The sequence below is a fragment of the Paractinoplanes lichenicola genome (genome assembly GCF_016785085.1).
Taxonomy (GTDB): domain Bacteria; phylum Actinomycetota; class Actinomycetes; order Mycobacteriales; family Micromonosporaceae; genus Actinoplanes; species Actinoplanes lichenicola.
The window spans coordinates 729,458-750,259 of the sequence record NZ_JAENHO010000005.1 but is presented as its reverse complement, the minus strand read 5'-3'; the positions used below and the strand labels follow the sequence as shown (position 1 = coordinate 750,259).

General features: G+C 72.2%; 25 protein-coding genes. 11 read left to right on the top strand and 14 right to left on the bottom strand.

The window, feature by feature from the left end; genetic code table 11:
• Positions 1-15: 15 nt before the first annotated feature.
• Positions 16-465 (bottom strand): NfeD family protein, encoded by a 450-nt coding sequence (locus JKJ07_RS20995; protein WP_202993266.1) that lies wholly within the window; start codon positions 463-465, stop codon positions 16-18.
• 155 nt (positions 466-620) lie between these two features.
• On the opposite strand from JKJ07_RS20995, the gene JKJ07_RS20990 reads away from it, so the two are divergent.
• Complete coding sequence (locus tag JKJ07_RS20990) at positions 621-1,937, top strand: serine hydrolase domain-containing protein (protein ID WP_438871424.1); 1,317 nt, start codon at positions 621-623, stop codon at positions 1,935-1,937.
• A 48-nt stretch (positions 1,938-1,985) separates the two neighbouring features.
• On the opposite strand, the gene JKJ07_RS20985 is transcribed toward JKJ07_RS20990, so the two are convergent.
• Together JKJ07_RS20985 and JKJ07_RS20980 are read right to left on the bottom strand one after the other, a co-directional pair.
• On the bottom strand, positions 1,986-2,627 hold the full coding sequence (locus tag JKJ07_RS20985; RefSeq protein ID WP_307834336.1) for a DUF4360 domain-containing protein: 642 nt from the start codon (positions 2,625-2,627) through the stop codon (positions 1,986-1,988).
• A 132-nt stretch (positions 2,628-2,759) separates the two neighbouring features.
• On the bottom strand, positions 2,760-3,665 hold the full coding sequence (locus tag JKJ07_RS20980) for a DMT family transporter (RefSeq protein ID WP_202993348.1): 906 nt from the start codon (positions 3,663-3,665) through the stop codon (positions 2,760-2,762).
• A gap of 27 nt (positions 3,666-3,692) precedes the next feature.
• Between JKJ07_RS20980 and pdxR the strand changes: the two genes are divergently transcribed.
• On the top strand, positions 3,693-5,147 hold the full coding sequence (gene pdxR / locus JKJ07_RS20975) for a MocR-like pyridoxine biosynthesis transcription factor PdxR (protein WP_202993265.1): 1,455 nt from the start codon (positions 3,693-3,695) through the stop codon (positions 5,145-5,147).
• Here the strand turns inward: pdxR and JKJ07_RS20970 are convergent.
• Positions 5,128-5,934, bottom strand: coding sequence for a DUF3097 domain-containing protein (locus tag JKJ07_RS20970; RefSeq protein ID WP_202993264.1), 807 nt, complete (start codon positions 5,932-5,934; stop codon positions 5,128-5,130). The genes pdxR and JKJ07_RS20970 overlap by 20 nt on opposite strands.
• Positions 5,935-6,023: 89 nt before the next feature.
• Between JKJ07_RS20970 and JKJ07_RS20965 the strand changes: the two genes are divergently transcribed.
• Together JKJ07_RS20965 and JKJ07_RS20960 are read left to right on the top strand one after the other, a co-directional pair.
• A complete protein-coding gene (locus JKJ07_RS20965) occupies positions 6,024-6,806 on the top strand; it encodes an Rv1486c family protein (protein ID WP_202993263.1) in 783 nt (260 codons plus the stop codon).
• Positions 6,799-7,302 carry an NUDIX domain-containing protein gene (locus tag JKJ07_RS20960; protein ID WP_202993262.1) on the top strand — a complete coding sequence of 168 codons (504 nt, stop codon included), beginning with the start codon at positions 6,799-6,801 and terminating at the stop codon, positions 7,300-7,302. Before JKJ07_RS20965 ends, JKJ07_RS20960 begins: the two co-directional genes overlap by 8 nt.
• Here the strand turns inward: JKJ07_RS20960 and JKJ07_RS20955 are convergent.
• Both JKJ07_RS20955 and JKJ07_RS20950 read right to left on the bottom strand, forming a co-directional pair.
• Positions 7,280-7,684: an NUDIX hydrolase gene (locus JKJ07_RS20955; protein ID WP_202993261.1), complete on the bottom strand. Its 405-nt coding sequence runs from the start codon at positions 7,682-7,684 to the stop codon at positions 7,280-7,282. The two genes, JKJ07_RS20960 and JKJ07_RS20955, sit on opposite strands and share 23 nt — an antisense overlap.
• Positions 7,681-8,508, bottom strand: a complete 828-nt coding sequence (locus JKJ07_RS20950) for an SDR family NAD(P)-dependent oxidoreductase (protein ID WP_307834335.1) — start codon at positions 8,506-8,508, stop codon at positions 7,681-7,683. The genes JKJ07_RS20955 and JKJ07_RS20950 overlap by 4 nt, the downstream gene beginning before the upstream one ends.
• Positions 8,509-8,630: 122 nt before the next feature.
• On the opposite strand from JKJ07_RS20950, the gene JKJ07_RS20945 reads away from it, so the two are divergent.
• Together JKJ07_RS20945 and JKJ07_RS20940 are read left to right on the top strand one after the other, a co-directional pair.
• Entirely contained in the window at positions 8,631-9,452 is an 822-nt protein-coding gene (locus JKJ07_RS20945; RefSeq protein WP_202993260.1) for a helix-turn-helix transcriptional regulator, read from the top strand.
• Positions 9,453-9,471: 19 nt separating this feature from the next.
• Positions 9,472-9,765, top strand: a complete 294-nt coding sequence (locus tag JKJ07_RS20940; RefSeq protein WP_202993259.1) for a hypothetical protein — start codon at positions 9,472-9,474, stop codon at positions 9,763-9,765.
• Here the strand turns inward: JKJ07_RS20940 and JKJ07_RS20935 are convergent.
• Positions 9,758-10,663, bottom strand: a complete 906-nt coding sequence (locus tag JKJ07_RS20935) for a L,D-transpeptidase (RefSeq protein WP_202993258.1) — start codon at positions 10,661-10,663, stop codon at positions 9,758-9,760. The genes JKJ07_RS20940 and JKJ07_RS20935 overlap by 8 nt on opposite strands.
• Positions 10,664-10,916: 253 nt before the next feature.
• Between JKJ07_RS20935 and JKJ07_RS20930 the strand changes: the two genes are divergently transcribed.
• Entirely contained in the window at positions 10,917-11,447 is a 531-nt protein-coding gene (locus JKJ07_RS20930) for an alpha/beta fold hydrolase (RefSeq protein ID WP_202993257.1), read from the top strand.
• On the opposite strand, the gene JKJ07_RS20925 is transcribed toward JKJ07_RS20930, so the two are convergent.
• Both JKJ07_RS20925 and JKJ07_RS20920 read right to left on the bottom strand, forming a co-directional pair.
• Positions 11,444-12,913 carry an aminopeptidase P family protein gene (locus JKJ07_RS20925; protein ID WP_202993256.1) on the bottom strand — a complete coding sequence of 490 codons (1,470 nt, stop codon included), beginning with the start codon at positions 12,911-12,913 and terminating at the stop codon, positions 11,444-11,446. The genes JKJ07_RS20930 and JKJ07_RS20925 overlap by 4 nt on opposite strands.
• Positions 12,914-12,997: 84 nt before the next feature.
• Complete coding sequence (locus tag JKJ07_RS20920; protein WP_236029365.1) at positions 12,998-13,645, bottom strand: superoxide dismutase family protein; 648 nt, start codon at positions 13,643-13,645, stop codon at positions 12,998-13,000.
• Between the two features lie 117 nt (positions 13,646-13,762).
• Between JKJ07_RS20920 and JKJ07_RS20915 the strand changes: the two genes are divergently transcribed.
• Positions 13,763-14,698, top strand: coding sequence for a carbohydrate kinase family protein (locus JKJ07_RS20915; protein WP_202993255.1), 936 nt, complete (start codon positions 13,763-13,765; stop codon positions 14,696-14,698).
• Here JKJ07_RS20915 and JKJ07_RS20910 read toward each other — a convergent pair.
• Genes JKJ07_RS20910 through JKJ07_RS20895 form a run of 4 tightly spaced genes read right to left on the bottom strand, consistent with a single transcriptional unit; the run spans position 14,673 to position 17,165 of the window.
• Positions 14,673-15,065, bottom strand: a complete 393-nt coding sequence (locus JKJ07_RS20910; protein ID WP_202993254.1) for a thioesterase family protein — start codon at positions 15,063-15,065, stop codon at positions 14,673-14,675. The genes JKJ07_RS20915 and JKJ07_RS20910 overlap by 26 nt on opposite strands.
• Positions 15,066-15,081: 16 nt before the next feature.
• Complete coding sequence (locus JKJ07_RS20905) at positions 15,082-16,440, bottom strand: PH domain-containing protein (protein WP_202993253.1); 1,359 nt, start codon at positions 16,438-16,440, stop codon at positions 15,082-15,084.
• Positions 16,437-16,931 (bottom strand): PH domain-containing protein, encoded by a 495-nt coding sequence (locus JKJ07_RS20900; RefSeq protein ID WP_202993252.1) that lies wholly within the window; start codon positions 16,929-16,931, stop codon positions 16,437-16,439. Before JKJ07_RS20900 ends, JKJ07_RS20905 begins: the two co-directional genes overlap by 4 nt.
• A 9-nt stretch (positions 16,932-16,940) precedes the next feature.
• The gene (locus tag JKJ07_RS20895) at positions 16,941-17,165 is read right to left on the bottom strand and encodes a hypothetical protein (protein WP_202993251.1); all 225 of its coding nucleotides are present in this window, start codon (positions 17,163-17,165) and stop codon (positions 16,941-16,943) included.
• A gap of 256 nt (positions 17,166-17,421) precedes the next feature.
• Between JKJ07_RS20895 and JKJ07_RS20890 the strand changes: the two genes are divergently transcribed.
• The 3 genes from JKJ07_RS20890 to JKJ07_RS20880 are packed head-to-tail and all read left to right on the top strand — an operon-like array spanning position 17,422 to position 20,479.
• Positions 17,422-18,540 (top strand): AAA family ATPase, encoded by a 1,119-nt coding sequence (locus tag JKJ07_RS20890; RefSeq protein ID WP_307834334.1) that lies wholly within the window; start codon positions 17,422-17,424, stop codon positions 18,538-18,540.
• Positions 18,540-19,532, top strand: coding sequence for a DUF58 domain-containing protein (locus JKJ07_RS20885; protein ID WP_202993345.1), 993 nt, complete (start codon positions 18,540-18,542; stop codon positions 19,530-19,532). Before JKJ07_RS20890 ends, JKJ07_RS20885 begins: the two co-directional genes overlap by 1 nt.
• Positions 19,529-20,479: a 26S proteasome regulatory subunit RPN10 gene (locus JKJ07_RS20880; protein WP_202993250.1), complete on the top strand. Its 951-nt coding sequence runs from the start codon at positions 19,529-19,531 to the stop codon at positions 20,477-20,479. Before JKJ07_RS20885 ends, JKJ07_RS20880 begins: the two co-directional genes overlap by 4 nt.
• Here JKJ07_RS20880 and JKJ07_RS51165 read toward each other — a convergent pair.
• On the bottom strand, positions 20,476-20,604 hold the full coding sequence (locus JKJ07_RS51165) for a hypothetical protein (protein WP_268919195.1): 129 nt from the start codon (positions 20,602-20,604) through the stop codon (positions 20,476-20,478). The two genes, JKJ07_RS20880 and JKJ07_RS51165, sit on opposite strands and share 4 nt — an antisense overlap.
• Positions 20,605-20,802 lie beyond the last annotated feature (198 nt).

Below are 20,802 nucleotides of genomic sequence, written 5' to 3'. Positions count from 1 at the left end.
GGTTTATCGGCCTTGCTAGAGGTTCGAGATGTCGTCGCGCCACACGATGGCCGTGGCGCCGTCGACCTTGATGATGCGGACCCGTTCGCCGGGCAGGTATTTCTCCTGGCCGTCGAACGATCGGGCCTGCCAGTGCTCGCCGTCGATCTTGATCATGCCGTGCTCGCCGTCGATCTCCTCCAGCACCGTGCCGTGGCCGCCCTCGATCGCCTCGACCCCGAACGGAGTGTCGCCCGACTCGAGCGCGGGGCGGGCGTGTTTGAGCACGATCGGGCGCAGCGCGGTCACCGACAACCCGGAGACCAGCGCGAAGACGATGACTTGGAGCAGCAGGGGCGCGCCCAGGGCGGCCGCTCCGGCCGCGGCGAAAGCCCCGATGCCGAAGAAAATGATCAAGAACGTGGCCGTGAAGGCCTCGGCGATCGCCAATGCGATGCCGAGCACGATCCACAGAACCGCTTCCACGTATCGATCGTGACATGCTCGCGCACGTCCGGCGACGCTGCGTGCGCCCTCACGGAAAATGTCATCGAACTGCCATGCAACCCGGGCCCCGGGCCGCGTAGCCATATCGGCCGCGCGCAGTTATACCCACCAGTCGTATATCGAGAGGGTCCACCGTGTCACTGCTGCCGACGCTGCTGCCGGAGACCGGCCGACGGGTCGACAAGATCGCCGCTCGCGCGCAGGCCGAGGGGCGTGCGCCGTCCCTGGCCCTGGCGGTCGTGCGCGACCGCGCGGTGCTGCACCAGGTGTTCGCGGGCGAGAACCCGCGGCCCGACGCGAAGACGCAGTACCGGCTCGGCTCGATCACCAAGACGATCACCGCCACGCTCGTCATGCAGCTGCGCGACGAGGGCTTCTTCGCGCTCGACGACCTGCTCTACCGGCACCTGCCCGGCACGCCGATCGGTGGCGTGACGCTGCGCCAGCTGCTCGGCCACGTGTCGGGGCTGCAGCGCGAGCCGGACGGGGCCTGGTGGGAGCGGAGCACGGGCGGCGACGTCGACCAGCTGCTGGCCGAGCTCGGCTACGACAAGGCCGTCGGGCCGCCGTTCCGCCGCTATCGCTACTCGAACCTCGCGTACGGGCTGCTCGGGGCCGTGCTCGAGAAGGTCACCGGCGAATCCTGGCAGGCGCTGGCGGGCAAGCGCGTGCTCGACCCGCTGGGCATGAAGCGCACGACGTACGCCCCCGTCGAGCCGTTCGCCCGGGGTTACGTGGTGCACGAGCTCGACCGGTCGCTGCACGAGGAGCCGCGGCTCGACTCGGGCGCGATGGCCCCGGCCGGCCAGCTGTGGTCCACGATCACCGACATGGCCAAGTGGGCCGCGTTCTGGACCGACCCCGCCCCGGCCGTGCTGGCCCGCGAGACCGTCGACGAGATGTGCGCGCCCGTCGTGATCAGCGACCTCGAGTCGTGGACGGGCGGCCACGGGCTCGGCCCCCAGCTGTTCCGCGTCGGCGAGCGCGTCTTCGTCGGCCACGGCGGCTCGATGCCCGGCTACGTCGCCCAGCTGGCGGTCCACCGTCGCAGCCGGCTCGGCGTGATCGTCTTCGCCAACTCGTACGGGCTCACCGGCACCACGATCAAGGAGGTGGCCCTGTCGGCCCTGGCTACGGTCGTCGACGCCGAGCCGTCCCCGGTCAAGCCCTGGTCACCGCCGCAGCAGCCCACCGGCGAGGCGGCAGCCCTGGTCGGCCGCTGGTGGTGGATGGGCCGCGAACACGAGGTCACGACCGACGGCGACGCCCTGGTGATGGTCGGCCCCCACAAGCAGACCCGCTTCACCCGCGAGGGCCCCGACCGCTGGCGCGGCATCGAGGGCGAGAACGAGGGCGAGGTACTCCAGATCCTCCGCGACGAGGAGGGCGCCGTGGACGGGTTGGACATCGCCACGTTCGTCTTCCGGCGTGATCCGCAACACCTCGCATAACGCCGCGGGTTCCCCGCCCGAGGGAGGGCGGGGAATCCGCCTAGGTCGTCAGCACTTCTTCCAGGCGACGTGGTAGACGGTGTCGAGGTTGCCGTCAGTGGAGTCCATGGTCAGCATGCTGGTGGTCTTCTTGGTGTTCGACCAGCCGCCGTTGACCCGCAGCTCGGTGTTGATGTTGAGATAGCGCTCCTCACCGCAGGGCAGGTAGGCCAGGGAGCCGATGCCGAGGCTGTCGGTGCGCTGCCAGTCGCCGTCGAGAGGGCCGGCGAAGTTGTGCTTGCTCTTGCCGGTCTGCCGGTCGCCCTGGAAGTAGTAGAACGACGTCTGCGTCGCTGTCGCCCCGCGCTCGAGGCGGGCGAACCCGCGGTAGTCGGTGCTGGCGATCGCGTACGTGAAGCCCTGCGGCACGTGCACGTTGAGGCCGAGCTGGCAGTTCTTGCGGAAGTCGATGGGCTTCGCGCCGACGCCGACCTGGGCGGTGAACGCGCTGTAGGTGACGGTGAACGCTTTGCTGTCCGGTGACACGGTCACGTCGGCGGTGCCCCAGGGACAGCCGGAACCGTTGACCGACACCATGTCGATCACCATGTCGTCCTTCGGTCCCGCGTACGACGAGGGGGCCGCTTGCGCGGGTGTCGAGCTGAGCAGAGCGGCGAAAGCGGAAACGCCGATGGCGAATGTCTTGAGCACGGTAAGCCCTTCAGAAGCAGTCGGTGGACGTGCACTTCCCTGGCCAGGGCGTTGCTCGCTCAAAGTACATATATCCGTTTCATCCCATGCCGCTTGACGCAAGCCGACGTGATCTTGAGCGTTGCCACATCATCATTCGGGCCGAGCGGTGGAGTACTCGGTAACCGATCGGACGGCCCCGTTAGCGAGCCGCTCAGGGGCCGCGGGCGAGCGGAAGCCGAGGGCCAGCCCGGCCGCGACCACGGCCACGCCGGTCCAGACCGGGAGGCCGGGCACCGGGCCGCCTACGGCCACGCCCACCACGGCGGCGGAGATCGGGGCGATTCCCGTGAGCAGGCCGGCCCGGGCCGAGCCCAGGCGCTGGACGCACGTGTACCAGAGGACGAACGCCACGGCGGTGACGAGGACGGCCAGGTAGATGCCGGCCAGCACGTCGTCGAGGCGCAGTCGCGTGACTGCCGTGGGACCTTCGAGGAGCAGGCCGGCGAGGGCGAAGCCGACGGCGGCCAGCCACGTCGAGTGGACCGACACGCCGAGCGGGCCGTGGCGGCCGAGCACCGGCACGGCCAGCAGGGTGAAGCCGGCCTCGCAGGCGAACGTGACCAGCGCCCACAACAGGCCCACGCCGTCGGTGCGGCCGAGGCCCTGGACGAGTGCGGCGCCCAGGGTGACGACCAGCGCGGCGGCGATCAGGCGGGCGGCGGGGGCGCGGCCCTCCAGCAGCGGGCCGGCCACGGCGAGCAGCAGCGGGACGCAGGCGACGGCGACGCCCAATACGGCCGGTTCGGCATGACGAGAGCCTTGCACCAGGGCCACGTTGAAGAACAGCATGCCGGTGACGACGACGCCGGTCAGCCAGAGCCACTCGGCGCCGCGGGGGCGGTGGACGCGGCCGCGGGCGTAGAGAAGCAGCAGGGCGCAGGCTACGGCGTACCGGAGGGCTTGGACGGTCAGGGACGGCGCGTCGGCCAGGAAGCCCGAGACGGCGACGCTGCCGCCGACGAAGGCCATGCCGGTCGACCCGGCCAGGATGCTCATCTTCACCAATCCGATGCTGGCCGCGATATGGTCCGGTTTGAAGGACCAATCCGACGGCTTCGAGGGGGACCAATTCCGGGTTCGGACTTCCTGCAGCTGCGGCCCGAGGACGCGCCCGCCAAGGGCCTGACCACGTGGCTGACCGACGGGCTGCGCGCGGCCGTGGCGACCGGGCGGCTGGCGGCCGGCACGCGGTTGCCGGCCACGCGCCTGCTCGCGGCCGAGTTGCGGGTCTCGCGGGGTGTGGTGGTCGACGCCTATCAGCGGCTGATCGACGAGGGGCTGGCCGCGGCCCGCACCGGGGCCGGCACGACGATCATCGCCCGGCCCCACGTACGCGACGCGCCCTCCGACCGCCGCCGCTCGCTCGACACGCTGCGACTGCCGCTGCCGCCCGCCGACGGCATCGATTTCGACCTCTCCCCCGGCGTCCCCGATCTTTCGGCCTTTCCCCGTACGGCGTGGTTGCGCGCCGAACGGGCGGTGCTCGACGAGATCACCGCGGCCGACCTCGGGTACGGCGATCCGGGCGGCACCCCGTGGCTGCGCGCCGAACTCGCGGGCTGGCTGGCCCGCACCCGGGGCGTCCGGGCCGAACCGGACGACGTGATCGTGGTCGGCGGGGTCGCCCAGGCCCTGGCCCTGCTGGCCCAGACGCTGCACGCCGCGGGCCGCTCGCGGGTCGCCGTCGAGGATCCGGGGTCGCGCGGGGCGCGGGATCAGCTGGCCCATTGGGGCGTCCGGCCGGAGCCCGTCCCCGTCGACGCCGAGGGACTGGTCGTCGGCGAGCTCACCCAGGACGCGGCCGTCCTCACCCCGGCGCATCAGTATCCGACCGGCGTCGTGCTGAGCCCGGGCCGGCGGCGCGCGTTGCTGGCCTGGGCGGCGGCCGGGGAGCGCCTGGTGATCGAGGACGACTACGACGCCGAGCACCGCTACGACCGGGCCCCGGTGGCCGCGCTTCAGGGATCCGGGCCGGACCTGGTGGCGTACGCGGGCAGTGTCTCGAAGTCTTTGGCCCCGGGGATGCGGCTCGGCTGGCTGATCGCGCCGCGCCGGATGCAGGCCGAGCTGCTGACCGCCAAGCACGACAGCGATCTCGGCAACCCGGCGCTGCCGCAGCTGGTGCTGGCCCGGCTGCTGGCGACCGGGGACTACGAGCGGCATCTGCGCAACGTCCGCACCCGTCAGCGGCGGCGCCGGGATGCGCTCATCGACGCGCTACGCCGCCATCTCCCCCAGGCGGAGGTGACGGGGGTGGCCGCGGGCCTGCACTTGTTGATCATGCTCAAAGCTGACAAATCGGATATCGACCTAGCGGCAGAGGCGGCATCCCACGGCGTCCTCGTGCACCCGCTCAGCTGGCATCGGCACCGGGAAGGGCCGCCGGGGCTGATCCTCGGCTACGCCGCCCACCCGCCCGACCGGCTGGCCGAAGCCGCGAAACGATTGGGCGAGGCGCTCAGTCGTCCAGGACGGTGACGAAGTCGATCAGCCGCTCCATCGAGTTGATCAGCGGCGTCTCGACGTCCTTGTAGCTGCTGACCGACTTGAGGATGCGCCGCCACATGTCGGCCGGCTCGCGCACGCCCACGGCCGCGCAGATGCCCTCCTTCCAGGGGCGCCCGGGCGGGATGACCGGCCACTTCGACAACCCGACCCGCTCGGGCTTCACGGCCTGCCAGACGTCCACGTACGGATGACCGGTGACCAGCACGTTCGGGTCGGTCACGGCGGCCACGATGCGGCTCTCCTTGCTGCCCGCGACCAGGTGGTCGACGAGCACGCCGAGCTTGCGCTGCCGGCTCGGCTGGAACTCCCGTACGGCGGCGGCCAGGTCGTCGATGCCGTCCAGCGGCTCGACCACGATGCCCTCGATCCGCAGGTCGTCACCCCAGATCCGCTCGACCAGGGCGGCGTCGTGGATGCCCTCGACCCAGATGCGGCTGGCCTTGGCGACCTGCGCCCGTACGCCCTCGACGGCGACCGATCCGGAGGCCGTGACCCGCCGCTGGGCCTGCGCCGGGGCCGCGGCGGGGCGGCGCAGCGTCACCGGCTTGCCGTCGAGCAGGAACGCGGCCGGCTCGAGCGGGAAGTTGCGCCGCTTGCCGTGGCGGTCCTCCAGCACGACCGCGCCCAGCTCGAACCCGATCACGGCCCCGCAGAACCCGGAGTCGACGTCCTCGACGACCAGATCGCGTTCGGCGTCCACCTCGGGCACCACCTTGCGGCGCCGCCAGTCTCCCTTGAGCACGTCCTCCCCATACATGCAAGGCACGGTAACCCGTGCGTTGGGACACGACGTTTCTGACTCTCCGGCCGAGACAGACTTCCCGGTGGCCACGTACCCTTGCTCGCATGTCCCCCGCAGCCGATGCCGCAACCCGGGTTGCGCGGCGCTCGACCCGGTTCGTGGCCTGGGTGCGAGCCTGGCGCGCCGGCCTCGTGCCCTTCGACGAGCTGCCCGACGAGATCGCCCGCGACGAGGAGCACCTGGTCGCCGACGCCCCCGGCACATGGACGGACGTGCCGCTGCCGCAGGGCCTGCCGGTCTTCGCCAAGGTGCACCCCGACGACATCCGCCTCGTGCTGCCCGCCCCCGGCGACCCGCGCGGCCTGCCCGGCCCCGGCCCGCTGACCGGCGCGGCCATGCTCTCCGGCGAGGCCGTGATGACGCCCACGTTCGGCTTCGTGCCCGAGGTGCGCCGGCACGTGTCCGGTTCGGGCGTCGAGTTCGAGACGGTGCTGTGGCGTTTCTTCCCGGTCGAGAATTACAAGCCGGTGTTCCAGATGGGCGCGGCCGAGGCCGAGGGCGAGCTGACCCTGGCCCTGGGCGAGGCCACCACACAGCTGACGAAGCTCGACGTGGCCCAGTGGAAACCGGAGCTGGCCGGCGCCCTGCAGCAGCTGCGCCGCCCCGAGAGCACGGCCACCCTGCCCGCCGGGTTCGATCCGCGGGCCCGCCGCCTGTTCGCCCGCGCGTCGATCCTCGACCAGGTGCTCGCGCTGGCCGAGACAAATGCGCCCGGCGGCGCCCTCAACGGTTACGAGGCCCAGCAGCGTGACGCGGCCCTGCGCCCGCTGCTCACCGCGTGCCGGCAAGCCCTGGTCGCGGCCTGCAACTCGCCGCTCCATGCGTGACCGCTTCAAGCACTGCACGTTCTGCGGGGCCCGTTACCTGCCCGCCCAGCCCTGGCCACGCCGCTGCACCGCCTGCGGCGAGACCGCCTATCGCAACCCGACGCCGGTCGCGGTGGCCGTCCAACCCGTCGCCGACGGCCTGCTCGTCGTGCGCCGCGCGATCCCGCCGGCCGAGGACACACTGGCGCTGCCGGGCGGTTTCATCGACTACGGCGAGTCCTGGCCGGACGCGGCGGCCCGCGAGGTGCTGGAGGAGACGGGCCTGACGGTCGACCCGGGCGCGGCCCGGCTGTACGACGCGGTCAGCGCCCCCGACGGCACGCTGCTCATCTTCGCGCTGTTCCCGCCGCTGGCGTCGACGGCCGGCCTGCCCGCGGCGGCCCCGAACGACGAGACCCACGGCTGGGAGGTCCTCAAGGGCCCGGCCGAGCTCGGTTTCAGCATCCACACGGCCGTCGCCGACCGCTTCTTCGCTAGTCGATCAGACCCGCGCTGACCAGCTCGGCGACCAGCAGGCGGATGGCCGGGGCGCAGCGCGGGGAGTCGGCCGAGGCGAACCAGTCCACTTCGGCGATCTCGTTCGCGGCCCGCGGCGGGTCCTCGGTCTTGCCGCCGAGGAAACAGATCAGCCGTACGGTCGTGCCGGGCGGCCGGTTGTGGGCGGGCGCCACGATCTCGGTGAACAGGGTCAGGTCGGCCGGGTCGACGACGAGCCCGACCTCCTCGTGCACCTCGCGCGCGGCCGCTTCCGCGTACGTCTCGCCGGGTTCGGGTTTGCCGCCGGGCAGATAGAACGCGTCCAGGCCGGCGGGCAGCACGACGAGCACCCGGCGCTCCCGTACGTGCACCCAGGCCGCCGCGATCACTTCACTCGTCACGACGGCAAGACTAGGGCCTCGGTCGCCGTCCACAGCCGCTCGGCCGCGCGCTCGTCGAGACCGGCGCGGGACGGGCGGCGTACGGTGGGAAAGCCTTTGATGCTCGCGAGACCGTCGGGCCCGACGTAGGCGTTGCCCGGCACGTCCTCGGAGGCGGCGTAGAGCAGGGGCAGCGCGCCGCCCTCGGCCTCCTGGGTCAGGAACGGGATGCGGTTGATGACGTTCATCCACGAGTGACCGACCAGCTCGGTGCGCGCGATGCCGGGATGGGCCAGCACCGAGCGCACGTTGCTGCCCGCGGCGTCCAACCGGCGCTGCAACGACAGCGAGAAGAGCACCTGCGCGAGCTTGGCGGCCTCGTACGCGGCCAGCGGCTTGTACGTGCGGCGGCGCCAGTCCAAGTCGTCCAGGTCGAGCTTGGCCTGCCGGTGCAGCTCGCTGGTGACGTGCACGACCCGGTCGGTGATGTGCGGCAGCAGCAGGTTCGTCAGCAGCCATGGCCCGAAGTAGTTGGTCGCGGTCTGCACGTCCAACCCTTCCCCCGTACGGGTTCCCGGGATCGCCATCACGCCCGCGTTGTTGACGAGCACGTCCAGGTCGCCCGTCCACTCCTCGGCGAACGCGCGCACCGAGGCGAGGTCGGAGACGTCGAGCCGGCGGGACTCGTACGGGCCGGGCTCCGGACGCCGCACGGCCAGCACCACTTTGGCCCCGGCGCGGGCCAGTTCCCGGGCGGCGATCCGGCCGATGCCACGGCTGCCCCCGGTGACGACCACGGTCTTGCCACTCATGTCGCGCATCGACTGCGCGGTCCACTTGCTCATCGCGTACCCCCTTGGTTGTGGTCCTCTCATTGCAGGCGGTCTCGCGGGCCGGATGAAGGACGCGCTCAGCCACTGAATGCGATGCCGTGGTTGCGGCGGCCCGGATCCGCGACGATCGGAGCATGACGTTCGACCGCGCCTCGCTCGGCGCCTTCCTGCGCGCCCGCCGCGAGGCCCTGCAACCCGAGGACGTGGGGCTGCGGCGCGGCAGCCGGCGCCGGGCCACCGGCCTGCGGCGGGAGGAGGTGGCCGAGCTGTGCGACATGTCGGCCGACTACTTCGCCCGGCTCGAACGGGGTGACGGCCCGCAACCGTCCCCGCAGATGCTCGCCGCCGTCGCGCGCGGCCTGCGCCTGACCCCGGACGAGCGCGACCACCTGTTGCGGCTGTGCGGCTACAGCACCTCGCAACGGGGCGCCGGCGGTCACGTCAGCCCCGGCCTGATGCGGATCCTCGACCGGCTGCAGGACACCCCGGCCCATGTGATCAGCCCGCTCGGCGAGACGCTGCTGCAGACCCCGCCCGCCGTGGCGCTGTTCGGCGACGAGACCGCGTACGAGGGTCCGGCCCGCAGCGCGGTCTACCGCTGGTTCACCGATCCGGCCTCGCGCGCCATCTACTTCGCCGACGACCACGAGAAGCAGGGCCGCTTCCTGGCCGCGGCGCTGCGCACCACCGGCGCGCCGGCGTTCGGGCTCGTCGACGTGCTGCTGCGCGAGAGCCCGTCGTTCGCCGCCGTGTGGGAGCTGCAGGAGGTCGGGGTGCGCTGGAGCGACACGAAACGGTTCGCGCACCCGTCGGTCGGGCGGCTCGATCTGTTCTGCCAAAGCCTGCAGGACCCCGACCAGGCCCAGTCGCTGCTTGTCTTCACGGCCACGCCGGGCAGCGAGAGCCACGAGAAGCTGGCCCTGCTGTCTGTCATGGGTCGCAGCTTTGTTTGTTGACGCGGCTTACGGTAAGCACATGCAGAAGCCGGAGCTGGACGAGCAGCAGAGCGCCGAGGCCGCCCGCATCCGCACGATGCTCGAGGAGCTGGGCCCGGCCGACGACCACTCCGATTCGTTGCCCGCCGTCCGCGCGGTCACCCGCGACGGGCTGGTCCTCGGCGACGTGCTGGGCGACTATCTGCACCGGGTGGTCACGGGCGGGCAGGCCGAGACCCTCTCGTACTGGCCGGTGCTGGAACTGCTGCGGGCGGCCGGCGCCGACGAGGAGCGCGCCGCGGCCAAGGCCCAGTGGCTGCGCACCGCTACCTGACGACCTGGACGACCGTTCCCGGCCCGATGTGGGCCAGCAGTTCCCGCTGCACGTCGGGCGGCATCCGGACGCACCCGTTGGAGATGCTGCGCCCGAACGCCGACTCCTCGCGCCACGCGTGGATCGCCGTGTGCCCGTTGCGCAGCGAGGCCGACAGCGCGTCCCGGTCGTCCGGCACCGCCCCGAGCACCAGCGCGTCCAGACCCGCGTACACGTGGCCGTGGGTGATCGTGCGGCCCAGCACGAACGTCCGGCCCAGCGGCGTGGGCGTCCGCCGCGACCCGACCGCCACCGTCCAGGCCCCGCGTTCCCGGCCGTCGCGCAGCCAGGTGAGCCGGTGCTCGCTCAGGTCGACGGTCAGCTGGTCCTTGAGTTCGCGCGTCTCCCAGCCGCCCGGCGGCAGCCACCCGACGCGCCGGTTGACCGAGGGCAGCAGCACCCCGGCCCAGCCCTGGCGGCGCTCGACGATCGGCACGGTCACCGGGAGGCCGCTGATCGTGCGGGCGAGGAAGGCCCGCGGCACCCCACCCGGGGCGTCGTAGACGGGCAGCTTGTGTTTCGGGTGCAGCCCCTCCGTCACGGCCGCGACCGACCGGGCCGCCACATCGGGCGCGAAGCCCTGCGGCGAGTCCCAGTAGTCGATAGTCGGCAGGCTCTTGGGCGCCGGCGCCGCCTTGGGCACTGCTGCCACCACCGGCTCGGCCACCGCCGCGGTCGCGGGGATCTGCCGAGCGGCGAACTCCCCCGTGGCGTCCTTCTTCAGGTGTGCCACGGCTGGGGTCGCCGCGAGGACCAGCAGGAGCAGACCTCCTACGGCCGCCTTACGGGCACTCGGTCTGAGCGGGCCCGGCCTGGTCTCGCTGGCGCTGTCTCTCGTCGCGTCGGGCAGCCTGACCATGCCGCCCAGCGTAAAGCCCCCAAAACCGAAAAATACCCACATCAAGCACTGATCCGGTTTTGTCAGTTTTGCGCTGTACGGCCACCGCCTCCCCCGCCCGCCCTGGGTCGTTAGGGCCGACGGTACCCCGGTGTCAAGCCGTGGGCGTTCGTTGTGCACAGCCGCCGCCGGCCACCCGCCGCCCTGTCCACAGGCCCCGGCCCCCTGTCCACAGGGCCCCCACAGCGCGCTCCCCGGCTGCCACACTGGCCCGATGGAACGTAAGGCGATCATCTTCCACGGCACCGGAGCCCACCCCGGCGTGGCGTGGTATCCCTGGCTCGCAACCCGCCTCACCGCCCGCGGCTACGCCGTAGAGGTCCCCGCCTACCCCACCGTCAACGTCGAGCCGATCGCCGACTTCCTGCCCAAGGTCCTCCAGGCGCACAAGTTCGACGAGCGGACCGTCCTGGTCGGCCACTCGGGCGGGGCCGCATTACTGCTGGCCCTGCTCGAGCACGTCACGGTCGACCAGGCGATCCTCGTGGCCGGCTATTGCACGCCGCCGAACGACTCGGACGAGCCCGTGCTCCAGCCCGCGTACGACTGGGACGCGATCCGGAAGAACGTCCGCGACGTCTACTTCATCAACTCGCGCCTGGACCCGTACGGCTGCGACGAGCACCAGGGGCGAGCGATGTTCGAGCGCCTGGGTGGCACCCAGATCGTCCGCGACGACGGCCACTTCGGCGACTACAACCAGGTCTACGACGAGTTCCCGCTCGTCGACAGGCTGATCGGCTAACCGGGCAGACGCGGCCCGGCCTCGCGCTGGGACGCCATCCACGCCTCGACGTCGGCCGACGTGCGAGGCAGCCCGGCCGACAGGTTCTTGCACCCGTCGGCGGTCACCAGCACGTCGTCCTCGATCCGCACGCCGACGCCGCGCAGCTCCGCGGGCACCAGCTCGTCCTCGGGCTGGAAGTAGAGCCCGGGCTCGACGGTCAGCACGTAGCCCTCCTGCAGCGGCCCGTCCCGGTACGTCTCGTTGCGCGCGTTGTTGCAGTCGTGCACGTCGATGCCGAGCATGTGCCCGAACCCGTGCAGCGTCCACCGGCGGTAGACCGTGCTCTCCTCGGTCATCGCCTCGTCGACGCTCACCGGCAGCAGGCCCAGGTCGTCGAGCCCCTCGGCCAGCACCCGCATGCAGACCTTGTGGATGTCCTTGAACAGCACGCCCGGCTTGATCGCGTCCATGCCCGCCTGCTGCGACGCGTGGACGATGTCGTACACCTGGCGCTGCAGCGGGGTGAACTGCCCCGACACCGGCACCGTACGGGTCACGTCGGCCGTGTAGAAGTTGTCGCCCTCGACGCCCATGTCCATGAGCAGCAGCTCGCCCGGCTTGGTGACGCCGGTGTTCTTGACCCAGTGCAGGATCGTCGCGTGTGCGCCGGCGCCGACGATCGAGCCGTAGCCGACGTCGTTGCCGTCGTGCCGGGCGCGCAGCCCGAAGACGCCCTCGAGCAGCCGCTCCTTGACGCCCCGGTCGGCCGGCAGCACGCGGGCGACGTCCTCGAAGCCGCGGACGGTGGCGTCGATCGCGGCCTGCAGCTGGGCGATCTCCCACTCGTCCTTGATCAGCTTGAGCTCGCTCAGAACCCAGGCCAGCTCGCGGTCGCGGGGCTGCTCGCGGTTCGGCTCGTAGGCCAGGACGGCCCGGTCGACGTTCGGGTCGAGGCCGCGCAGCACCCGGGTGCGCCCGGGCGCCGAGCCGGCCAGGGCCGAGCCGAGCTCGCTGAGCGGGGCGGTCTCGACGCCCAGCTCGGTCGTCTTCTCGGCCAGGGTGTGCGTGCGCCCGATCCACAGCTCGCCGTTGCGGCTGCGGAAGAAGGCGTCGGTGTCCTTCGAGTTGCGCTGCCGGGTGTAGAGCACCGCGTCGTGCCCGGAGCCGCTGGGCCGCAGCACGAGCACGCTGTCGGGGTCGCGGTCGCCGGTCAGGTAGACGAAGTCGCTGCCGGGGCGGAACGGGTAGTCCGTGTCGTTGGCCCGGACCTTCTCGTTGCCGGACGGGATGATCAGCGTCTCGCCCGGGAAGGCCTCGGAGAGCGCGTTGCGGCGCTTCTCGTAGTTGGGCACCTCGGGCAGCGGGCTGACGGCCAGCGGGTCCTCACGCCACCCGCCCCGCATGAACTGCAGGAACGCCTCGGGGAAGCCGGGGTCGTGGGTCTCCGTCTTGGCCGCGGGTTGCGCGGCCTTCTGCTCGGCCATGGTGCCGCCTCCGAAAATCTCAGCCGTGGACGACGCTGGGTCGCCGGTCCGCCCCCGACGTTACCGTCTGCCCCGGCGGACGCTTCACCGCTCCGGCAGGGTCAGGCACGCCACCCGCGGCCCGGCCGTCCCCGCCACCCCGTCCGCCGTCTTGGTCGCCTGCGCGTGCAGGATCAGCGACCGCGCCGACTGCCCGGCCGGGAACGCCCACTTGACCAGCGACGCCGCCGACGCCTCGCCGTAGCCGTCGACCGTGAAGTCGAGCCACACCTCGTTCTGCGGGTTCGCGTACGAGGGGTCGACCGACGGCTTGGACGGGTCCGCCTGGTGCTGATAGTGCGGCCCCGCGGCGTCCGGTACGGCGGTGCACGGCATCGTGTGCAGGTGGGCGCCGTACACCCGGCGCGGAATCAGCCCGGCCGCCGTCACGCGTACCTCCATGGCCTGGGTGTTCTGCGAGATCGCGACGGAGGCGGTGGCGCCCGGCGGAACGACCGCGGGGTCGTACGTGATGGCCGTGGATCCCGGCTTGTACGGCAGGAACGTGCCGGAGGCGACCGTGTCGGGGTTCCAGGAGCCGGCCGGGGACGGGCTGGGCGCGCCGTCGAAGACGGTCCAGGACGAGGCGGAGACGGTCGCCGAGACGGGCTGGGTGGGTCCGACGTCCACCGAGTTCGTGCAGCCAGCGATCATGGTCAGGGGAACGGCGAGGGCAAGCGCTCGGATCAACATCGGATAATCATCCCAAAAAGGGACATAAACAGCGAGCACTGGCGCTGCGCGTTCCCGGCCGGAAGGCTGGTCAGCATTACGGGCGCGTTACAGCGGGCGGCAACAGGAGGAATGGCAATGGGCTATGCGGTGGTGCTCGGCGAGGCGCTGATCGACCTCCAGGAGGCCGAGCACAACGGCGAGGTGGTCTATCGCCAGGCGATCGGCGGCGCGCCGCTCAACGTCGCGGTCGGCGCGACCCGGCTCGGCGGCCAGGTGCAGTACGTCGGCTCGCTCAGCGACGACGTGCTGGGCAACCGGATCTCGGTGTTCCTGACCGAGAAGGGCGTCGGCACGGCGGGCGTGAAGCGGGTCCCCGTGCCCACCACGCTGGCGGTCACCACGTTCGTGGGGGCCGAGCCGACCTTCACCTTCTACGGCGAGCCGCCCTCGTACGCGGTGCTCGGCCCGGCCGATCTCGACACGGCGATGGTGGCCGGGGCCGACGTCGTCTACACGGGCTCGATCTGCCTGCTGCGCGAGCCGTTCCGGGCCACCGCGCGCGCCGCCTGGGCGGTCCCCGGGCCGCTGCGCGTGTTCGACCCGAACGCCCGGCCCACCCTGCTGCCCGACGGCGCGGCGGTGACCCACCTGCTGGAGCTGTCCGAGGAGTTCTTCGCGACGGCCGACCTGGTCAAGCTGAGCGCGGCCGACGCCGAGGTGCTCTACGACGGGGCGACGCCCGAGCAGGCCGCCGAGCGCATCCGCGCGCTGGGGGCCAAGGCCGTCGTCGTCACCGCGGGCTCCAAGGGCGCCTTCATCAACGCCGCGGACGGGGCCATGATGCTGCCCGCGCCCAAGGTGGAGGCGGTCGACGCGACGGGCGCCGGCGACTCGGTGATGGGCGCCCTGGTTCGCCGGCTGCTGGCCGACGGCCTGCCCAAGGATCTCGACGGCTGGCAGCGCAACGTGCAGTTCGCCCTGCACGTGGCCGCGCTGGTCTGCGAGCGCCGGGGCGGCGCGGTGGCCATGCCGACCCTCGACGAGGTCAGCTCTCGTTGGCCTTCGCTATGAACCGCTGACGGTCCAGCATCGCCCGCTCGACCAGCACCTCGGCCACGAGCGTCTCGCCCTCGCGCACCACGACCTCGAAGTGCAGCTTGCGGCCGTCCACTTTGGCCAGCGTGGCCAGCGCGTAGACCTGGCGCCCGACCGGAGTGGGCGCCAGGTGCGAGATCTCGGCGCGCACGCCCACAGTGGTGAGGCCGCCCGGGATCAGGCGGGCGGTGGCGGCGACGGTGGCCGCCTCGGCCAGGGCCAGCACGCGCGGCGTTCCCAGCACGGGCACGTCGCCCGAGCCGACCGCCTGGGCGGTGTCGGCGTCGGTGACGGTCAATTCCACCCGGGCGCTGAGACCGGGCGAGAACTCCGGAAGCTCCATCCCCTGAGCTTAGGGCCTAGTCCGTCCGCTGCTCGCGGGCGTGGCGCGCGCGCACGGCCAGCTCGGCGGCCAGCGCGTACGCCTCGGCGAGGTCTCTGTCCTTGGCCTGGCCGGCCCGCCCCCGCGCGGTGTCGGCGTATACGGTGGCCAGCCCGGTCAGCCGCTGCAGGGGGCCTTGCACCACCCGTACGCTCTGCAGCCGCGCGTACGGCACGATGTGCATCTCGCGGGTGAGCAGCCCCCAGCGGCTCACGAAGACCTCGGGGGTGAGCCCGACGCCGATCGACCGCAGCGAGAACGGGTTGAGCCAGCGCGCCCGGGCCGGGGGCGGCGAGGTGGCCAGCCCGGCCAGGTCGACCCCGGGCAGCACCTCCCACACCAGCGCCCGCGCGGTGGCGAACTCCCCCACCGGCAGCAGGCGGTCGGAGCGCTTGGAGTCGCCGCTGCCGGGCTCGCCCGCATATCCGGCGATGTCGAGACGCAGATGCAGCCAGCCCTGGCCCCGCCACAGCAGCGGCCACGTGGCCCCGATCGCCTGCACGCGGTTGAGCGGCACGACCTGGTTGCGCGTCTCGAGCAGGCCGTAGCGCACCGAGAGCCGGCCCTCGGGGTCGCGGGCCAGGCGGAAGTCCCAGTCCTGCAGCACGCGCCGCACCGGCTGCAGCAGCACGCCGGCCATGGCGGTCACGGTGCTGGCGATCCCGATGAAGGTCCACGACCCCTCGAGCACGAACTGCAGCACGACGAAGGCCACGCCCACGGGCAGGAAGAACGCCTGCGGGGTGAGCAGCTGGCTGACGACCAGCTCCCTGTTCTTGACCCGCATCAGCGGGCGTTCGAGGGCGGGCGCGGCGGGTGCCTCGGCGTCCGGCTGGTCGGTGGGTTGCGCTTCCATGGCCCGCGTACGCCCGGCGAGCCGCAGCAGCCGCTCCCGCAGGGCGGCCGCCTCCCGGACCGTCAGGTAGGCCAGCGGGGCCTCCGTCTTGCCCCCGCCGATCACCTCCAGGCGCAGCTCGGCCAGCCCGGTGAGCTGGGCCAGCAGCGGCCGCCGGAGCTCCACCGCCTGCAGCCGTTCGAGCGGGATGGCCCGGTTGCGCCGCCAGACGACCCCGTCGGAGATGCGCAGCTCACGCCCGACCACCTGATAGCCGGTGGACAGCCAGCCGACGATCGAGAAGAGCACGACGCCGACCGCGATGACCGCCACGACGATCGCGAACCGCTCCAGCCCGACCTGCGACAGGGTCTGCCAGGAGAGCGCGGCCACGATGACGGCGATGCTCTTGGCCCCGTGCAGCAGCGGGCTGAGCGGGTGGAGGCGACGGCGCGGCTCGGGCTCCGCGACCGCCGTCTCCGGGGGCTCGGTGGCGGTCACAGTCCCTCGGCCCGGTCCTCGCCGAGCGCGGTGAGCCTGTCCCGCAGCCGGGCCGCCTCGGCCGGGGCGAGCCCGGGGATGCGCGCGTCGCTGGCCGCCGCGGCGGTGTGCAACTGCACGGTGGCCAGGCCGAACGCGCGTTCGAGGGGGCCCGCCGTGACGTCGACGAACTGCATCCGCGCGTACGGGACGATGGAGAGCCGCCGCACGAGCAGCCCGTGCCGCACCAGCAGGTCGTTGTCGCGCTCGGCGTAACCCCAGGCACGCACGGCCCGGACGGTGACGAACGAGCGCCAGATCGCGTTCAGCACGACCAGCGCGATGCCGAGTTGCCACAGCCAGTGGCCCTGCAGCACGAGGCCGACGCAGAGACCGGCCACGACGATCAACGTCCAGGCCCAGCGGACGATCAGCTCCACAGTGATCAGCTTGGGCGAGACCGGGCGCCAATCCACGGTGTCGGGCCAGGGCGTGAGGGCGTCGACGGTCACGGGTCGACCCTACGAGATCGGTGCGTCGGACGCTGCACCGAAGGGCGTCACTTCGCGCAGGAATCCGCGGACGTCGAGGAACTGGCCGAGCGTGGGACGATGATCGTCGCAGGCCAGCCAGGTTTTGCGGTAATCCGGGGTGTGCAGCTTGGGGTTGTTCCACAAAAGCTGCCACTTGGCGTCCGCGCGGCACCCTTTGGAAGAGCACTGCGGGTATGCCGGGCCGTCGTCCATGCCCTCTAGAGTATTGAGCGCCGGGCGACCACGGGGGAAGCCGCCCGGCGACGTGGAGAATGTTACACGCTTCCGGCCTCGGCGCATCCTCCCGGCGTGGGTGCCCGTTCCGGCGCATCGCGCAGAAAGATCGACACCTCCGGTCCATGGCGAGGCGCCCGCCCGGCGCGTAATGCGACACCACGGGCGCGCTCTCAGGTCGGTCGTGTAAGTCTTGAGCGTCGGCAGACGACTTTTCGACCGCTGTGGAGGACCGGTGGCTCAGCCGCTCACGCCCGAGACCGAGACGAATTCCGGTGGCGGCGCGCCCGTTCCGCCCGCACAGGACGCGTCTCAGCTCGAGCGCGCGATGTTCGAGGTCAAGCGGGTGATCGTCGGCCAGGACAGGATGGTCGAGCGCATGTTCGTGGCGCTGCTGGCGCGCGGGCACTGCCTGCTCGAGGGCGTCCCCGGCGTGGCCAAGACGCTCGCCGTCGAGACCCTGGCCCGGGTGGTCGGCGGCTCGTTCTCCCGCGTGCAGTTCACGCCCGACCTGGTGCCGGCCGACATCGTGGGCACCCGCATCTACCGGCAGTCGAGCGAGAAGTTCGACGTCGAGCTGGGCCCGGTCTTCGTCAACTTCCTGCTCGCCGACGAGATCAACCGCGCGCCGGCCAAGGTGCAGTCGGCGCTGCTCGAGGTCATGGCCGAGCACCAGGTGTCGATCGGCGGCGTCAGCCACGAGGTGCCGACCCCGTTCCTCGTGATGGCCACGCAGAACCCGATCGAGCAGGAGGGCGTCTATCCGCTGCCCGAGGCGCAGCGCGACCGCTTCCTGATGAAGATCCTGGTGGGCTATCCGACCGACGCCGAGGAGCGCGAGATCGTCTACCGGATGGGCGTGAGCGCCCCCGAGCCCAAGACGGTCTTCACCACCGAGGACCTGCTCGGCCTGCAGCGCCGCGCCGACCAGGTGTTCGTGCACAACGCGCTGGTCGACTACACCGTACGGCTGGTGCTGGCCACCCGCGCCCCGGCCCAGCACGGCATGCCCGATGTGGCCCAGCTCATCCAGTACGGCGCGAGCCCGCGCGCCTCGCTCGGCATCGTCCGCGCGACCCGGGCGCTGGCCCTGCTGCGCGGCCGCGACTACGCGCTCCCGCAGGACGTGCAGGACATCGCGCCCGACATCCTGCGGCACCGGCTCGTGCTCAGCTACGACGCGCTGGCCGACGACATCCCGGCCGACCACATCGTGGCCCGCATCATGCAGAGCGTCCCGCTGCCCTCGGTGGCCGCCCGGCAGGGCACCTCGCCCAACGGCAGCCACCCGGCCGCCCCGGTCAGCGGCGGGCCGCAGCCCCAGAACGGTGCCCCGTGGCCGGCCCAGCACTGATGCTTTCCTCAGGGTCGAGCGCCGACTCCGGCACGACGCGCGCTGAGGCAGTCCTGTCCCGGCTGCAGCTGCTGGTCACGCGCAAGCTCGACGGCCTGCTCCAGGGCGACTACGCGGGGCTGCTGCCGGGCCCGGGCAGCGAGGCCGGCGAGTCCCGCGAATACCGGCCGGGCGACGACGTGCGCCGGATGGACTGGCCGGTCACGGCGCGCACCACGCTGCCCCACGTACGCCGGACGGTCGCCGACCGCGAACTCGAGACTTGGATGGCGATCGACCTGAGCGCCAGCCTCGACTTCGGCACGGCGGCGATGCTCAAGCGCGACCTGGTGCTCGCGGCGGCCACGGCGATGGCCCACTTGACCGTACGAGGCGGCAACCGCATCGGCGCCGTCGTGGGCACCGGATCCGGCGTCCCCGCCGCCTCCCCCGGCCGCTTCCGGCGCAAGCCCGCCCCGTCGGCGCCGGCCGCCCCGTCCGTCGTCCGGATGCCCGCCCGCCCCGGCCGCAAGGAGGCGCAGGGCCTGCTCCGCGCGATCGCCGGCACCGAGATCCGCCCCGGCCGCACCGACCTGGGCGGCCTGATCGACATGCTCAACCGGCCCCCGCGGCGCCGGGGTGTGGCCGTCGTCATCTCCGACTTCATGGCCCCCGTCGACGGCTGGTCGCGGCCCATCCGCAAGCTCGGCGTCCGCCACGACGTGCTCGCCATCGAGGTCGTCGACCCGCGCGAGCTGGAGCTGCCCGACGTCGGCGTGCTCACCCTGGCCGATCCCGAGACGGGCGCGCTGCACGAGGTGCAGACCGCCGACCCCGCGCTGCGCCACCGCTACGCTGAGGCCGCCGCCGAGCAGCGCGGCGCGATCGCCTCGGCCCTGCGCGCGGCCGGCGCCGCCCACCTACGCCTGCGCACCGACACCGACTGGCTGCTGGACGTGGTCCGCTTCGTGGCCGCCCAGCGACACGCACGCACCCGGGGGACGACCCGATGATCCGTTTCCTGGAGCCGTGGTGGCTCCTCGCAGTGCTCCCGGTGCTGGCCTTCGCCGGCCTGTACACCTGGCGGCAGTTCCGCAAGCGCCAGTACGCGATGCGCTTCACGAACGTCGACCTGCTGCGCACGCTCGCCCCCAAGGGCCTGGGCTGGCGCCGGCACGTCTCGGCGGCCGCGTTCATCCTGTCGCTGCTGACCCTGGGCACGGCCCTGGCCCGCCCGTCGGTCGACAAGGAGGAGCCGCTCGAACGGGCCACCGTGATGCTGGCGATCGACGTCTCGCTCTCGATGGAGGCCGACGACGTCGCCCCCAACCGCATCGAGGCGGCCCAGGAGGCGGCGAAGGCGTTCGTCAACGAGCTGCCCCCGACGTACAACCTGGGTCTGGTCTCGTTCGCGAAGGCGGCCAACGTGCTGGTGCCGCCGACCAAGGACCGCTCACAGGTCAACTCGGCGATCGACGGGCTGACCCTGGCCGAGGCGACCGCCACCGGCGAGGCGGTGTTCACGTCGCTCGACGCGATCCGCTCCGTGCCGGCCGACGGGGCCGACGGCGCTCCCCCGGCCCGCATCGTGCTGCTCTCCGACGGCTACCGCACCTCCGGGCGCTCGGTCGAGGACGCGGCGACGGCGGCGTCGCAGGCCAACGTGCCGGTCTCGACGATCGCGTTCGGCACCGACACCGGCGTGGTCGACATCCGGGGCGCGCTGCAGCGGGTGCCGGTCGACCGGTTGTCGTTGCAGCAGCTCGCCGAGAACACCAAGGGCTACTTCTACGAGGCGGCCTCGGTCAGCGAGCTCAAGCAGGTCTACGAGGACATGGGCAGCTCGATCGGCCACCGGGTGGAGCCCCGCGAGGTCACGCAGTGGTACGCGGGGCTGGCGTTGCTGCTGGGGCTGGTGGCGGCCGGCCTGTCGCTGCTGTGGACGTCCCGGCTGCCTTAGGGCGTGCTGTGCGCGAGGACGAACAGCACGACCACATACATGGCGGCCACGGTGAAGGTCAGGGGCGCGATGAGCTTCTTCATGGGGCAACTTCCGCTCGCTCGTGAGGTGGCGTAACAGCGCACGTCACGTCGCGGCCGGCACCCGCGCGTCCGGCGTCGCGGCGCACACGACTGGCCCGGTATGCCGTTGACAGGCACACCGGTGGACGCGGGGCAGAGGGATCCTGTGTCAGCGGTCAGGCGCGCTGACGAACGGCCCGGCCACGACTAGGAGGATCGCTATCTCGCACAGCGATCACCTCCAGCGAAGTCGTCGGCATC

Bases quoted from the DNA above. Each gene is read 5' to 3' on its own strand.
- JKJ07_RS20980 (WP_202993348.1), bottom strand. From the start codon at position 3,665: ATGAGCATCCTGGCCGGGTCGACCGGCATGGCCTTCGTCGGCGGCAGC.
- pdxR (WP_202993265.1), top strand. From the start codon at position 3,693: ATGGTCCGGTTTGAAGGACCAATCCGACGGCTTCGAGGGGGACCAATT.
- JKJ07_RS20970 (WP_202993264.1), bottom strand. From the start codon at position 5,934: ATGTATGGGGAGGACGTGCTCAAGGGAGACTGGCGGCGCCGCAAGGTG.
- JKJ07_RS20965 (WP_202993263.1), top strand. From the start codon at position 6,024: ATGTCCCCCGCAGCCGATGCCGCAACCCGGGTTGCGCGGCGCTCGACC.
- JKJ07_RS20960 (WP_202993262.1), top strand. From the start codon at position 6,799: ATGCGTGACCGCTTCAAGCACTGCACGTTCTGCGGGGCCCGTTACCTG.
- JKJ07_RS20950 (WP_307834335.1), bottom strand. From the start codon at position 8,508: ATGAGCAAGTGGACCGCGCAGTCGATGCGCGACATGAGTGGCAAGACC.
- JKJ07_RS20945 (WP_202993260.1), top strand. From the start codon at position 8,631: ATGACGTTCGACCGCGCCTCGCTCGGCGCCTTCCTGCGCGCCCGCCGC.
- JKJ07_RS20940 (WP_202993259.1), top strand. From the start codon at position 9,472: ATGCAGAAGCCGGAGCTGGACGAGCAGCAGAGCGCCGAGGCCGCCCGC.
- JKJ07_RS20935 (WP_202993258.1), bottom strand. From the start codon at position 10,663: ATGGTCAGGCTGCCCGACGCGACGAGAGACAGCGCCAGCGAGACCAGG.
- JKJ07_RS20930 (WP_202993257.1), top strand. From the start codon at position 10,917: ATGGAACGTAAGGCGATCATCTTCCACGGCACCGGAGCCCACCCCGGC.
- JKJ07_RS20925 (WP_202993256.1), bottom strand. From the start codon at position 12,913: ATGGCCGAGCAGAAGGCCGCGCAACCCGCGGCCAAGACGGAGACCCAC.
- JKJ07_RS20920 (WP_236029365.1), bottom strand. From the start codon at position 13,645: ATGTTGATCCGAGCGCTTGCCCTCGCCGTTCCCCTGACCATGATCGCT.
- JKJ07_RS20915 (WP_202993255.1), top strand. From the start codon at position 13,763: ATGGGCTATGCGGTGGTGCTCGGCGAGGCGCTGATCGACCTCCAGGAG.
- JKJ07_RS20910 (WP_202993254.1), bottom strand. From the start codon at position 15,065: ATGGAGCTTCCGGAGTTCTCGCCCGGTCTCAGCGCCCGGGTGGAATTG.
- JKJ07_RS20895 (WP_202993251.1), bottom strand. From the start codon at position 17,165: ATGGACGACGGCCCGGCATACCCGCAGTGCTCTTCCAAAGGGTGCCGC.
- JKJ07_RS20885 (WP_202993345.1), top strand. From the start codon at position 18,540: ATGCTTTCCTCAGGGTCGAGCGCCGACTCCGGCACGACGCGCGCTGAG.
- JKJ07_RS20880 (WP_202993250.1), top strand. From the start codon at position 19,529: ATGATCCGTTTCCTGGAGCCGTGGTGGCTCCTCGCAGTGCTCCCGGTG.